Below are 13,094 nucleotides of genomic sequence, written 5' to 3' on the forward strand. Positions count from 1 at the left end.
ATCAGGTAGCGCGGGATACGGCGTTTGGCAACAATGCCTCACCCCGCGACATTCGCCGAAATCGAATGCCTGACGCGCGGCGACGGAGAGGTCCGATGAACAGACGCGAATTCACCAAGGCGATGCTGGCCTGCGGTGCAGCCATCCCGTTCGGCATCACGCGGGCGGCGGGCCAGACCCGCGGTGGAACGCTCAACACCATCATACAGCCGGAGCCGCCGGTTCTGGTGACCGCGCTGAACCAGCAGCAACCGACCCTGACGCTCGGCGGCAAGATCTATGAAGGCCTGCTGAAATATGGCGCCGACCTCAAGCCGATGCCCGGCATGGCGCAGTCCTGGGAGATCTCGCCCGACGGCCTGACCTACACATTCAAGCTGTTTCCCGGCATCACCTTCCACGACGGCAAGCCGATGACCTCGGAGGACGTGGTCTTCAGCTGCATGAAGCTGCCGGTGGAGACGCATCCGCGCGCGCGGCAGAACTTCGCCCGCGTGGCGTCGGCCGAAGCGCCAGATCCGCTCACCGTCGTGTTCAAGCTGAAGCAGCCGTTCGCGCCGTTCATCGGCTGTTTCGACTGCACGTCCGCGCCGATCGTGCCCAAGCACATCTACGACGGCACCGACTATCGCAAGAACCCGGAGAACGACAAGGCGATCGGCACCGGCCCCTTCAAGCTGAAGGAATGGGTGCGCGGCTCGCATGTTCACCTGGTCCGCCATGACGGTTACTATCTGAAGGACGAGCCTTATCTCGACGAGATCGTCTACCGCGTGATTCCGGACGCGGCGTCGCGTGCGCTCGCGCTCGAGAACGGCACGGTGCAGCTGGTGCAATGGTCCGACGTCGAATTCTATGACGTGCAGCGCTTTAAGGCGCAGAAGAACCTCGAATTCACCACCAAGGGCTACGAGTATTTCGCGCCGCATCAATGGCTCGAAATGAACAACCGCATCGCGCCGATGAATGACAAGCGGTTCCGGCAGGCGGTGATGCATCTGATCGATCGCGAGGCGTTCAGCAAGCGCGTGTATTTCGGCAACGCCAAGGTCGCGACCGGCCCGATCTCGTCGAAGACGCGGTTCTACGATCCGAACGTGAAGCGCTACGGATTCTCCGTGGACAAGGCCAAGGCGCTGCTCGACGACATGGGACTGAAGCCTGGCGCGAGCGGCAAGCGGGCCGAGATCAAGTACATCGTGCCGCCCTACGGCGAGTCTTATCAGCGCGCCGGCGAGTTCTTCCGGCAGAGCTTTGCACGCGTCGGCATCGATCTCGTGCTGGTCGGCACCGACATGGCCGGCTGGGCCGAGAAGGTCGGCAACTGGGATTACGAGATGACCCAGAACCTGCTCTACCAGCTCGGTGATCCCGCGCTCGGCGTGGCGCGCACCTATATTTCGTCGAACATCAAGAAGGGTATCCTGTTCTCGAACACCCAAGGCTACTCGAATCCCGAGGTCGACAGACTGTTCGACGAAGCTGCGATCACGCTGGATGAAGCCAAGCGCCAGGAGCTCTACAGCAAGGTGCAGCAGATCCTGGTCGAGGATGTTCCGGTAGCCTGGACGCTCGAGATCGAATATCCGATCATCTACGACAAGGCGTTCAAGAACATCGTGACCACGGGCATCGGCTCGCACGAAACCTTCGGGTCGGTCTACAAATCGTGACGCGGTTCGGGAGCGCAGCGGCGATCGGGCTCCAGGCGATCAGCCGCATCGCCCAGCTCGTCGCCGTGATCCTCGTCATCGCGACGTTCAACTTCGTGCTGGTGCGCGCTGCGCCCGGCGACCCGGCCCAGGTCATGGCCGGACAATCCGGCGCGTCCGATCCAAAGCTGCTCGACGATCTGCGCAAGGAGTACGGGCTCGACAAGCCGTATTTCGTCCAGCTCGTGAACCACCTCGGCCGCGTCGTCAGGCTCGATCTCGGCTATTCCTATCGTCAGCGCCGCCCGGTCGTCGATCTGATCCTCGAACGGCTGCCGGCGACGCTCTTGCTGACGGTCACGGCGTTCTGTCTCGCGCTCCTGATCGGCACCGCGCTCGGCGCGCTGGCGGGGCTCGCGGCCGGCAGCGTGCTCGACACGGTGTTCACCGTGCTCTCGCTCGTGCTCTATGCGACGCCGGTATTCTGGCTCGGCCTGATGCTGGTGCTGGTGTTCTCGGTGACGCTCGGCTGGCTGCCGCCGTTCGGCTACGAGACCATCAACGTCCAGCTCTCGCCGATCGAGCACGCGCTCGACATCATGAAACACATGATCATGCCGGTGACTTCGCTGGCGGCGATTTATCTGGCGATCTATGCGCGGCTGATGCGGTCCTCGATCATCGAGGTCGCGCAGCAGGATTTCATCAAGACGGCGCGCGCCAAGGGCCTGTCCGGAACGCGGATCGTCGTCGGCCACATGCTGCGCAATGCACTGGTGCCGGTCGTCACCGTCGCAGGCATGCAGGCCGGCGCGCTGGTCGGCGGCGCCGTGGTGATCGAGACGGTGTTTGCCTGGCCCGGCCTCGGCCGCCTGACCTTCGAGGCCCTGCTGCAGCGCGACTATCCGGTCCTGCTCGGCATCTTCCTGATCCTCTCGATCGTCGTGATCGCGCTCAACCTTTTGACCGACCTGGTCTACCGGCTGATCGATCCGCGCATGACCACGGGAGCGGCGTGATGGAGACGGTGCGCGCGTTCCTGCGGCATCCCAGCGGCATGATCGGGCTTGTCCTGCTGCTCGTCGTCGTGGTCGTCGCGATCATCGCGCCGATCGTGTTTCCGGTCTCGCCCTGGGAGATGGTCGGTGCGCCGTTCACGCCGCCCGGCGAGGACGGGCTGTGGCTCGGCGGCGATACGCTCGGCCGCGATGTCGCGGCCGGCGTCGCCTATGGCGCGCGCGTCTCGCTCCTGATCGGCATCGCGTCGGCGCTCGCCGCGATGGCGATCGGCGTCGTCGTCGGCGCGATCTCGGGCTATTTCGGCGGCAAGGTCGATCTGGTGCTGATGCGGATGACGGAATTGTTCCAGACCATTCCGGCCTTCGTGCTGGCCATCCTGCTGGTCGCAACCTTCAATCCGTCGCTGCTCACGATCATCCTGATCATCGGGGCGGTGAGCTGGCCGCCGCTGGCGCGGCTGACGCGCGCGGAATTCTTGCGCCTGCGGCATCGTGAGTTCGTCGAGGCGGCGCTGTGCCAGGGCGAGCGCACCTGGCGCATCGTGCTCGGCCATATCCTGCCGAACGCGATCTCGCCGATCCTGGTCGTGACGTCGTTGACGGTGGCGACCGCGATCCTGCTGGAAAGCGCGCTGTCCTTCATGGGGCTCGGCGATCCCAATTTGATGTCATGGGGCTTCATGATCGGCGCGGGGCGCACCGTGATCCGCAATGCGTGGTGGATGAGTGTGTTTCCCGGCCTTGCCATCCTCGTCACCGTGCTGGCGATCAACCTGTTCGGCGAAGGCCTGTCCGATGTGCTCAACCCGCGCGTCTCGAGGCGCCGGTCATGAGCGAAACCATGCAGTCCAGCGCGCCGGTTCTCGCCGTCGATCGCCTCTCGATCGCGCTTCCCAAGGGCGGCGACCGGCCCTTCGCGGTCGAGAATGTGTCGTTTGAGATCAAGCCGAACGAGGTGGTCTGTCTGGTCGGCGAATCCGGCTCCGGCAAGTCGATGATCGCCCATGCGGTGCTGCAGCTGTTGCCGCGGGGCGTCGATATCGCATCCGGCGCCGTGACGGTCGCGGGACGGGATCCGTCGAAGCTCGACAGCCGTGGCCTGCGGAACTTGCGCGGCGGCGATGCCGCGATGATCTTTCAGGAGCCGCTGTCCTCGCTCAATCCGCTGAAGCGGGTCGGCAAACAGATCGAGGAGATGATCCTTGCGCACCAGCGGCCCACGCCATCGATGGCGGAGGTCTGCGAGCGGGTGCAGACGCTGCTGACGCAGGTCGGGTTACCGAATCCGCTTCTGCTGGAAAAGAGCTACCCGTTCGAGCTGTCCGGCGGCCAGCGCCAGCGCGTGATGATCGCGATGGCGATGGCCAACCGGCCTGCGCTGCTGATCGCGGACGAGCCGACGACCGCGCTCGATGTCACGACCCAGCGTCAGATCCTGCGCCTGATCGACGATCTCAGGCGCGAGCGCGGCATGGGCGTGTTGCTGATCACCCATGATTTCGGCGTCGTCGCCGATGTCGCCGACCGCGTTGTGGTGCTGCGCCACGGCAAGGTGGTCGAGCACGGCACCGTCAGCGAGGTGCTGCGCAATCCGCAAGCCGCCTACACGCGCGAACTGATCGACGCGGTCCCGAAGGCGCGGCTCGCCGACATCCATGACACGATCGTGCGACCGGAGCCGCTACTGGAAATCGTCGGCCTGCAAAAGACCTTTCGGGTCAAGCGCGGCTGGCTGCAGCCGCCGCGCGAGGTGGTCGCCGCGGATGGCATCTCGCTGACGCTGCACGAGGGCGAGACGCTTGCCGTCGTCGGCGAATCCGGCTCCGGCAAGTCGACGCTCGGCCGCATGATCCTGCGGCTGACCGAGCCGGATGCCGGCGCCATCCGCTTCGGCGGCGCCGACCTCCGGCAGCTGCGCGGCGAGGCGCTGCGTCAGGCGCGGCGGCAGCTTCAGATCGTGTTCCAGGATCCGTTTGCCAGCCTCGATCCCCGCCAGAAGGTCGGCGATGCCATCGCGCGCGGCCCGATGGCCTACGGCACATCGCGTGCCGAAGCGATGGCGCAGGCGAGGAAGCTGCTGGTCCGGGTCGGCCTGTCCGAGACCGCTGCGGATCGCTATCCGCACGAATTCTCGGGCGGCCAGCGCCAGCGGATCTGCATCGCGCGGGCGCTCGCGCTCAAGCCGCGGGTCTTGATCGCCGACGAGGCGGTGTCGGCGCTCGACGTCTCGGTGCAGGCCCAGGTGCTGGCACTGCTCGCCGAGCTGCGCCAGGAAATGCGGCTTGCGATGATCTTCATCACCCACGATCTGCGCATCGCCGCCGAGATCGCCGACCGCGTGATTGTCCTGCAGAAGGGGCGCATCGTCGAGGAAGGCACGACGGCCGAGGTCTTCACCGCGCCGCGTCAGGCCTATACCCGCGATCTGCTCGATGCGATTCCCGGCCGCGATTTCTTCGACCAGCCGGGCTTTGCGGCCGCGGACGGCGCACGCCAGACGGCGAGGATCGATTCCGGCATCGACGCGGTATAAACTAACAACAAAGGGAGGTTCGCTATGGGTCACGAGGGCGCAGGCGGCAAGCCGCCGGTCAAGTCGCAGGAGGATCTTCGCGCGCATTTCGGGCAGTTGAGCCCGCTCGCCGAGAAGAAGGTGCTCAATCATCTCGACAAGTTCTGCCGCGACTTCATCGCGCTGTCGCCGTTTCTGGTCATCGCCTCCAGCGACGGCAAGGGCCATGCCGACGCCAGCCCGCGCGGCGATGCGCCGGGGTTCGTCTCGGTGATCGACGACAAGACGCTGCTGATCCCGGATCGGCGCGGCAACAACCGCGTCGATACGTTCGGCAATATCCTGGCCTCGCCCGGGGTCGGCCTGATCTTCATGGTGCCGGGCATCAACGAGACCCTGCGGATCAACGGGCGGGCCGAGATCTCGCAGGAGCCGGATCTTTTGACGCCGCTGACGGTGCAGAACGTCACGCCGATCATCGGCATGAAAGTGCATGTCGATGAGACCTATTTCCATTGCGGCAAGGCGCTGATGCGCTCAAAGCTCTGGAACCCGGCCGTGCAGGTCGAGCGCCACAGTTTTCCGACGCTTGGCCGGATCATCGCCGAGCAGACCGCGGCGGTCGAGGTCGAGGTCGCCGAGAAGACGATGGAAGAGGCCTATCGCACGCGGCTGTATTAGAGCTTGAGATCACCCGCATGCGCATGCGGGTGATGACACCGGGTGGTGTGACGCCTTGGATCGAGATCCTTCGACACGTCGTCCCTGCGAAAGCAGGGACCCATAACCACGCCTGCCGATTGCTGGACGATGCTGGAACAACGAGTCCCTTCAATAAGGTCCGCCGCCGAGTATGGGTCCCTGCTTTCGCAGGGACGACGTGAGCCGGCAGACACACATCATAATTTCGGAATAATGGAAAAATACCGCTGAGTTGCCCGACGAGTCAAGCTGCCGTGTCGAACGCCGGCAGCCGCCGGCTACTTTGCATGGGGTTGTTTTCGATATTTTGGTGGGCACCCCTTCATCGTGCGCTGACGCGCCGCGCCCTCAGCTTACTCCGCCGCAGGCGAGATGACGCTTGGCGGGCCGGGCGGCCGCTTGGTCTGGTCGGTCTGGGGCTCGCTCGGGGTTAGCTCGTGGTCGGCATGCGAGACCACGAGCCGCTTGCCGAAGCGCCAGATCAAGCCGCCGATATCGTCCATCACCATGAACATCGCCGGCACGAACACCAGCGACAGCACGGTCGAGAAGATCAGGCCGCCGATCACCGCGAGCGCCATCGGTGAGCGGAATTCACCGCCGGCGCCGAACGCCAGCGCTGACGGCATCATGCCGGCGGCCATCGCGATCGTCGTCATCACGATCGGGCGGGCGCGCTTCATGCCGGCATCGATCATCGCGTCCTCGCGCGCCTTGCCGTCGCGGATCGCCTCCACCGCGAATTCCACCAGCATGATGGCGTTCTTGGTGACGATGCCCATCAGCATCAGGATGCCGATCCACACCGGCGTCGTGAGCTGCTTGCCTGTCAGCAGCAGCGCGCCGATCGCGCCGCCGATCGAGAGCGGCAGCGAGAACAGGATGGTGATCGGCTGCAGGAAGGTGCCGAACAGCAGCACCAGCACGGCGTAGACCATCATCAGGCCGGCGGTGATCGCGGTCGCGAAGCCGTCGGACAGTTCGGCGAGGCTCTCGGCGTCGCCGGACGGGCTGACCCTCACGCCCTTCGGCAGGCTCTTCATGACCGGGAGGTCGTAGATCAGCTTGGTGGCATCGCCGAGCGCGGCATTGCCTACGAGGTCGGCCGCGACGGTGGCCTGCCGCTCCCGGTCGTAGCGGTTGATGCTGGTCGGGCCCTGATCGAGCTGGATGTCGGCGACGACGGAGAGCGGCACGCCGCCGCGTTCGCCGCGCTGACCGAGCGGCACGCGCAGCTGCTCGAGCATCTGAAGGTCGCTGCGCGCACTGTCCTCGAGCTGGACGCGGATCGGCACCTGGCGGTCACCGGCGTCGAACTTCGCCAGCGCCGGCCCGACGTCGCCGATGGTGGCGACGCGGATGGTCTGCGACAGGCTCTCGGTCGAGACGCCGAGCCGCGCCGCGAGTTCGGCGCGCGGACGGATGCGCAGTTCGGGCCGGTCGAGCGCGGTCTCCGAGATCACGTTGGCGATGATCGGGATCCGCTTCATCTGCGTCGCCAGCTCGCTGGCGACGTTATTGACGATGTTGCTGTCGGTGCCGGTGACGACCAGCGAGATGGCGCGCAGGCCGTTCTCGTCGAGGAACCAGAACCTGATATCGGGGACGTTATCGAGCTCCTTGCCGATCGACAGCTCCAGCTCGCGCTGGGTGATCCTGCGGTCCGCCTTCGGCGTGTAGTTGATGATCAGCGCGGCGCGGCGGACTTCCTGGATGCCCGGCGGCACGCGGCCGCCGTCGACGAACACGCTGCGCACCTCGGGCCGCTTGCGCAGCCGCGCCACGATCTCCTCGGTGACCTTCTCGGTATAGGCCAGCTGCGAGCCGGGCGGCAGCTCCATCGCGAGCAGCGAGCGCGCGGTGTCCTGCGCCGGCAGGAAGCCCTGCGGCAGCAGCGTGATGCTCCAGATCGACGCGGCGAACACCGCAAAGCCGATCAGCACGGTGATGTAATGGTGCTTCACCGACCAGGTGACGAGGCCGTGATAGCTGCGCAGGATGCGGCCGGGCGGCGGGTCGTCGTGGTCATGATGCTTGAGGAAATAGGCGGCCAGCATCGGCGTCACGAAGCGCGCGGCGAGCAGCGAGAAGAACACCTGCACCGACACGGTGATGCCGAACTGCTTGAAGAACTGCCCGGCGATCCCGGACATGAAGCTTGCGGGGGCGAAGATCGCGATAATGGTGAGCGAGATCGCGATCACCGCGAGGCCAATCTCGTCGGCGGCTTCAAGCGCGGCCCGGTAGGGCGTCTTGCCCATCCGCATGTGGCGGACGATGTTCTCGATCTCGACGATGGCGTCGTCGACCAGAATGCCGGTCGACAGCGTGATGGCGAGGAAGGACACCAGGTTGAGCGAGAAGCCGAGCAGGTCCATCGCCCAGAATGCCGGGAAGATCGACAGCGGCAGCGAGACCGCGGCGATGATGGTGGCGCGCATGTCGCGCAGGAACAGCAGCACGATGATGACGGCGAGGATCGCGCCCTCGAACAAGGTCGAGATCGCGGCCTCGTAATTGCCCTTGGTGAACTCGACCGAGGTATCGATCAGCTTGAGGTCGACGTCGGGATAGGCGACCTTCAGGGCGTCGATCCGCTTCTGCACCGCGGCCGCGACGACGACGTCGCTGGCGCCCTTGGAGCGCTTGATGCCGAGCGCCACCACCGGCTCGCCGTTGAAGCGGGCGAAGGTGCGCCGGTCGGCGATGGTGTCGGTGACGGTGCCGAGATCGTCGAGCCGGATCTCGCCGCCGCCGAACAGCGGAATCATGGTGCCCGCGAGCTCGTTCAGCGTCTTGGCGCCGGCCAGGGTGCGGATCGCCTGGTCGTTCTTGCCGATCTCGGCGCGGCCGCCGGCGACGTCGACATTGGTGCCGCGCAGGATCTGACTGACATTGACCGCGGTGAGCCCCACCGCCTGCAGCTTGTCGGGATCGAGCGAGACCAGGATCTCGAGCTCGACGCCGCCGATGCGCTCGACCTGGGCGACGCCGCGCACGCCCTGCAGCGCGCGCTTGACCACGTCGTCGACAAAGTAAGAGAGCTGCTCCGGCGTCTTGCCGGGCGAGATCGCGGCGTAAGTCACGATCGGCAGGCCGATCACGTCGACGCGCTGGATCAACGGCTCGGTGACGTTCTGCGGCAGGTTGGCGCGCACCCGCGTCACCGCGTCCTTGACGTCGTTGAGCGCGCGGTCGGTGTTGGTCTCCAGCGCGAACTGGATCGTGGTCACCGACAGGCCGTCGGTGATCGAGGAGGAGATGTGGCGCACGCCCTCGACGCCGGAGACGCCGTCTTCGATCGTCTTGGTGACCTGCGACTCAAGTTCCGAGGGCGCCGCGCCGAATTGCGAGACCGCGACCGAGATCACCGGAATGTCGGCGCTCGGCAGCCGCGTCACGGCGAGCTTGGTGAAGGAGACCCAGCCCAGCACCAGCAGGATGATCGAGAAGACGATCGAGGGAAGCGGGTTCCGGATCGACCATGCCGAGATGTTCAAAGCCATTAGCGTGCCCGAATTAGCGTGATCGCGTGCGATCGAGTTCGTCGGCGAACATGGTCTTGATCTGGTCGCCGTCATGCAGCGAGGTGCCAGCATCGGCCACGACGATTTCGCCGACGTCGAGGCCTTCAAGGATTTCGGTCGAGGTGTCGGAGGTCAGCCCGACGCGCACCCTGCGGGTCTCGACCGTGTTGCCCTTCACGACTTGCAGGGTGAGGCGGTCGATCGCGGTGCGCGGCACCGCGACGCCGCAGGAGCGCTTGGCGTCGATATTGGCGCGCGCGAACATGCCGACCTTCAGCGTCGGATTGTTGTTGATGGTGATGCGGACGTGCCCGAGCTGGGTGGCGCGGTCGATCTGCGGCGAGATCTGGCGGACCTTGCCGACGATGTCGGGCGCGTCGTCGCGGCTGATCCGGACATTGGCGCCGGGATTGAGCTTCAGGAGCTGGAAGCCCGGCACCTCGGCGTCGAGCTCGATCTCGTTGTTGACGGAGATCTTGAACATCGGCGGAGCCTGCGGCGAGGCCGGAGCGCCGGGCGCGGTGCGCACCTCGGTGACGAGTCCGGCGGCCGGCGCGCGCAGAACGATCGGCTTGGCATTGCCCTGCGCCGCCTGCTGCGGCGGCGGGGTCAGCCGCGCCAGTTCCTGGTTCTCGGTCACGGTGTCGCCCTCGCGGACCAGCACATCGGTAACCTTGGAGCCGTCCTGGTCGACATTCACCTGCGCCTCGCGGCGCGGCACGATGAAGCCGGTGACGCGGACCATGTCGGAGAAGCAGGCATTGGTCGACTTCGTCACCACGACCAGCGCCTGGCCCGGCGTCTCCTTCTCCTCCGGATGGGAGCGGTGCTCGAACGTGTAATAGGCGACAGCCAGCGCGAGGAAGACCACCGTGCCGAGCGCAGGCTTGAGGTATTGGGAAAAATTCATCGCCTGATCAATCCAGAACTTGGCGCGTATCGACAGTGATTGTCTTGGGCGCTCGTCGAAGTCTCATCTCGCCGTCGTATTGTGTGGGCATCGGAAAGGCCGGGGTCCGTTGTTCCGGATCATGCCCTGATGTCATGTGAGGCGGGGCACCTGTGGGCCGCTTTGGGCGTTCGCCCACAAGCAAATGCGCCCCGCCGGGGTGCGGGACGCATTGTAACCTCAAAAAGGGGCCGCGCCACCGCCCATCACCTCTAGATCACTTGGACGCGGTGTCCTTGTTTTCCACGTTCACGACCTGGACGCGCCGGTTGACGTCCGCCATCGGGTGGCTCGGGTCCTTCAGCTTGCTCTTGCCATAGCCGACAGTGACGAGATCGCTGCCGTTGATGCCATATTTGTCGACCAGATAGCGCTTGATGGCGTCGGCGCGGCGCTCCGAGAGGCCCTGATTGTAGTCCTCGCTGCCGGCGGCGTCGGTGTGGCCGGCGACCACGAAGGTCGAGCCCTTCAGGTCCTGATTGGTCAAGGCGCGGCCGAGCGCCTGCACCGAGGGCAGCGACTTCGCGCTGATGTCGGCGGAATTGTAGTCGAAATTGATCTCGAGATCGATCTTCGGCTTGTCCTGGACGATAGTCGCGATTTCCTCGCGCTCAGTCGAGGACAGCGAGCGGGTGGCGCGACCACGGATGCTCTGCACGAACTTGGCCTGGTCGGCGTTCAACCCGGGCGAGGTCTGCGGGCCGACCGAGAGGCCGCGGGTCAGGGGCTTCTTCTCGGGCGTCAGCGCCTTGATGATCTGGTCCTCGGTGACGTTGTCACCGGCACAGGCGGCCGCCATGCCGAACGACAGCACGGCGCCGACGGTCACGATTGAAAGGAGCGCGGCCCTTGCCGACGGCTTGAACATTTCGGTCCCTCCTGCGCCGGCTGGCGCGGTTCCATGCAATTCTTCGGATTGATCGCGGGCATCGCTGCCCGGCACGCACCCGCTGATTAGTCGCGCAATTTCGCCCGCGGTTCGAGCCGCGGGCAGGCCTCGTTCATTTGTCACTGCACGCCGTAGTCGGCGAATTCCTTGACGATGTTCGGGTCCATCGCCTTGGCGTTGGCGATGTCGAGATCGCCTTCCGCGACCGCGCCGTTGCGCTTCTTGGCAAGGCCGCGCCCGTACAGCGACGAAGTCAGCCGCGGGTTGATCTTTAGCGCGGCGTCGAAATCGGCGATGGCGTTCTTGTTCTGCCCGCCCTTCAGGTTCATCAGGCCGCGGCTGTCGAGCGCATCGACGAAGTTCGGGCGCAGCCGCAGCGCCTCGTTGCAGTCCTTCAGGGCCGCCTGCAGGTCGCCGATCACGGTGCGAACCCAGCAGCGGTTGTTATAGGCCTCGACATCCTTCGGGTTCAGCCGCAGCGAATTGGTGAAGTCCTTGACCGCGAGGTCGTAGGCGCCCTTGCTGGCAAAGACCTGGCCGCGGCGATACAGCGCAGCCGCGTCATCCGGGTTCTTGTCGAGCCTTTCGTTCAGGCTCTTGATCGTCGGATCATCCGCGAGCACGGGCGAATTGCTCGGGGCCGGCGTGGGCTGGATCACCACCGGCGGCGGAGGCGCGGGAGGCGGCAGCGCGATCTCGGGCGCTTTTGGCGGAGGCGGGGGTGCGGCCGGCGCTGTCGCGACGGCTGGCTTCGGCGGCGCCGGCGGTGGCGCGGTTGCCGCCGGAGGCGTCGGTGTCGGCTTCGGCGTTGCAACGGGCGGGGCTGGCGGCGGCGAGACCGGCGGTGCCGTTGCCACCTCGGGCGACGGTGATGCGGCCGGCCCGGGCGCAGCGTTCGACGGCGCCGGCGCGGCGCCTGGAACGGCTGCGCCGCTTGGAGTCGCTGCGCCGGCTTGAATGGCTGCGCCGCCCGGACTGAACGAGAAATCCTCGGCCAGCGACGACGAGATCCACGGCACCTGTTCCTGCCGTGAGGCGCGGGTGACGCCGACGCGGGTGCGGTTCAGCGCTTCCTCAGCCATCAGGTCGGGGGTGCGGATCTCCTTCAGCAGTTCCCGCACGAACAGGCTGCGGTCGCTGCCATTGTCCGAGACCACGGACGACAGCGCGGCCGAATACATCACCAACGTCCCGTTGGGTGCGATCACCGGGGCGAGCCCCGCCGAGAAGCTGCGGAAGCGGCGCTCGAACGGGTTGCGCCGCGAGGCGTCGACCAGGGCGATCTTGACCCCGGCACCGCGGCTGCTGATCTCGCCGAGCACGGTCTCGAGGCTGAAGCCGTCGCGGCGAACGTCGGCCTCGGCCCAGATCTGGGCATCGATCGGGATCATGTAGCTCTGCCGGTTCGACTGGATGCCGTAACCCGAGAAGAAGATCAGCGCGACCGAGCCCGGCTTGATCTTGCCATAGAGCCGGTCGAAGGCGCGCCGCATGCCGTCGCCCGTCAGATTCTCGCCGACCTCGACGGTGAAGCCGTCGCGCTTGAGCTCATCGGCGACGTCACGCGCGTCGTTGACCGGCTCCTTCAGCGGCGCGTCGGCGTCGGGATATTTGGCGTTGCCGATGACCAGCGCGAAACGATCGCCGGCGGCAACGGACAGGGTTGGCGACGCGATTGAAAAAATCAGCGTGGCGAGCAAGGCAAGGCGGATTCTCATAATCGCGGCTAATCCAGATCGCGGCATTGCAATGAAATGGCGCCGCTTTCAGCCTGCGCCCCGGGAACCTTACTCTAGCGAAAATCCATTATCAAACCACGGCCAAACCCCCGTCAACGGCTTGCT

The 13,094-nt window shown here is 65.8% G+C and carries 9 protein-coding genes; 5 read left to right on the forward strand and 4 right to left on the reverse strand.

Annotated features, from left to right (window positions below):
• The first annotated feature begins 95 nt into the window (after positions 1–95).
• The 5 genes from ACVW1C_RS21205 to ACVW1C_RS21225 are packed head-to-tail and all read left to right on the forward strand — an operon-like array spanning position 96 to position 5,864.
• The gene (locus ACVW1C_RS21205) at positions 96–1,673 is read left to right on the forward strand and encodes an ABC transporter substrate-binding protein (protein ID WP_456760068.1); all 1,578 of its coding nucleotides are present in this window, start codon (positions 96–98) and stop codon (positions 1,671–1,673) included.
• On the forward strand, positions 1,670–2,671 hold the full coding sequence (locus tag ACVW1C_RS21210) for an ABC transporter permease (RefSeq protein ID WP_456760069.1): 1,002 nt from the start codon (positions 1,670–1,672) through the stop codon (positions 2,669–2,671). The genes ACVW1C_RS21205 and ACVW1C_RS21210 overlap by 4 nt, the downstream gene beginning before the upstream one ends.
• Positions 2,671–3,504: an ABC transporter permease gene (locus ACVW1C_RS21215; RefSeq protein ID WP_456760070.1), complete on the forward strand. Its 834-nt coding sequence runs from the start codon at positions 2,671–2,673 to the stop codon at positions 3,502–3,504. Before ACVW1C_RS21210 ends, ACVW1C_RS21215 begins: the two co-directional genes overlap by 1 nt.
• On the forward strand, positions 3,501–5,204 hold the full coding sequence (locus ACVW1C_RS21220; RefSeq protein WP_456760071.1) for a dipeptide ABC transporter ATP-binding protein: 1,704 nt from the start codon (positions 3,501–3,503) through the stop codon (positions 5,202–5,204). The genes ACVW1C_RS21215 and ACVW1C_RS21220 overlap by 4 nt, the downstream gene beginning before the upstream one ends.
• Before the next feature lie 24 nt (positions 5,205–5,228).
• Positions 5,229–5,864 (forward strand): pyridoxamine 5'-phosphate oxidase family protein, encoded by a 636-nt coding sequence (locus tag ACVW1C_RS21225; protein WP_456760072.1) that lies wholly within the window; start codon positions 5,229–5,231, stop codon positions 5,862–5,864.
• A gap of 374 nt (positions 5,865–6,238) precedes the next feature.
• On the opposite strand, the gene ACVW1C_RS21230 is transcribed toward ACVW1C_RS21225, so the two are convergent.
• The 4 genes from ACVW1C_RS21230 to ACVW1C_RS21245 all read right to left on the reverse strand — a co-directional run bounded on the left by ACVW1C_RS21230 (position 6,239) and on the right by ACVW1C_RS21245 (position 12,968).
• The gene (locus ACVW1C_RS21230; RefSeq protein WP_456760073.1) at positions 6,239–9,391 is read right to left on the reverse strand and encodes an efflux RND transporter permease subunit; all 3,153 of its coding nucleotides are present in this window, start codon (positions 9,389–9,391) and stop codon (positions 6,239–6,241) included.
• 13 nt (positions 9,392–9,404) lie between these two features.
• On the reverse strand, positions 9,405–10,322 hold the full coding sequence (locus ACVW1C_RS21235; RefSeq protein WP_456760074.1) for an efflux RND transporter periplasmic adaptor subunit: 918 nt from the start codon (positions 10,320–10,322) through the stop codon (positions 9,405–9,407).
• A 256-nt stretch (positions 10,323–10,578) separates the two neighbouring features.
• Positions 10,579–11,229: an OmpA family protein gene (locus ACVW1C_RS21240; RefSeq protein ID WP_456760075.1), complete on the reverse strand. Its 651-nt coding sequence runs from the start codon at positions 11,227–11,229 to the stop codon at positions 10,579–10,581.
• A gap of 140 nt (positions 11,230–11,369) precedes the next feature.
• Positions 11,370–12,968: a caspase family protein gene (locus ACVW1C_RS21245; protein WP_456760076.1), complete on the reverse strand. Its 1,599-nt coding sequence runs from the start codon at positions 12,966–12,968 to the stop codon at positions 11,370–11,372.
• Positions 12,969–13,094 lie beyond the last annotated feature (126 nt).

The sequence above is a fragment of the Bradyrhizobium sp. USDA 4011 genome (genome assembly GCF_054063415.1).

Bases quoted from the DNA above. Each gene is read 5' to 3' on its own strand.
- ACVW1C_RS21205 (WP_456760068.1), top strand. From the start codon at position 96: ATGAACAGACGCGAATTCACCAAGGCGATGCTGGCCTGCGGTGCAGCC.
- ACVW1C_RS21215 (WP_456760070.1), top strand. From the start codon at position 2,671: ATGGAGACGGTGCGCGCGTTCCTGCGGCATCCCAGCGGCATGATCGGG.
- ACVW1C_RS21220 (WP_456760071.1), top strand. From the start codon at position 3,501: ATGAGCGAAACCATGCAGTCCAGCGCGCCGGTTCTCGCCGTCGATCGC.
- ACVW1C_RS21225 (WP_456760072.1), top strand. From the start codon at position 5,229: ATGGGTCACGAGGGCGCAGGCGGCAAGCCGCCGGTCAAGTCGCAGGAG.
- ACVW1C_RS21230 (WP_456760073.1), bottom strand. From the start codon at position 9,391: ATGGCTTTGAACATCTCGGCATGGTCGATCCGGAACCCGCTTCCCTCG.
- ACVW1C_RS21235 (WP_456760074.1), bottom strand. From the start codon at position 10,322: ATGAATTTTTCCCAATACCTCAAGCCTGCGCTCGGCACGGTGGTCTTC.
- ACVW1C_RS21240 (WP_456760075.1), bottom strand. From the start codon at position 11,229: ATGTTCAAGCCGTCGGCAAGGGCCGCGCTCCTTTCAATCGTGACCGTC.
- ACVW1C_RS21245 (WP_456760076.1), bottom strand. From the start codon at position 12,968: ATGAGAATCCGCCTTGCCTTGCTCGCCACGCTGATTTTTTCAATCGCG.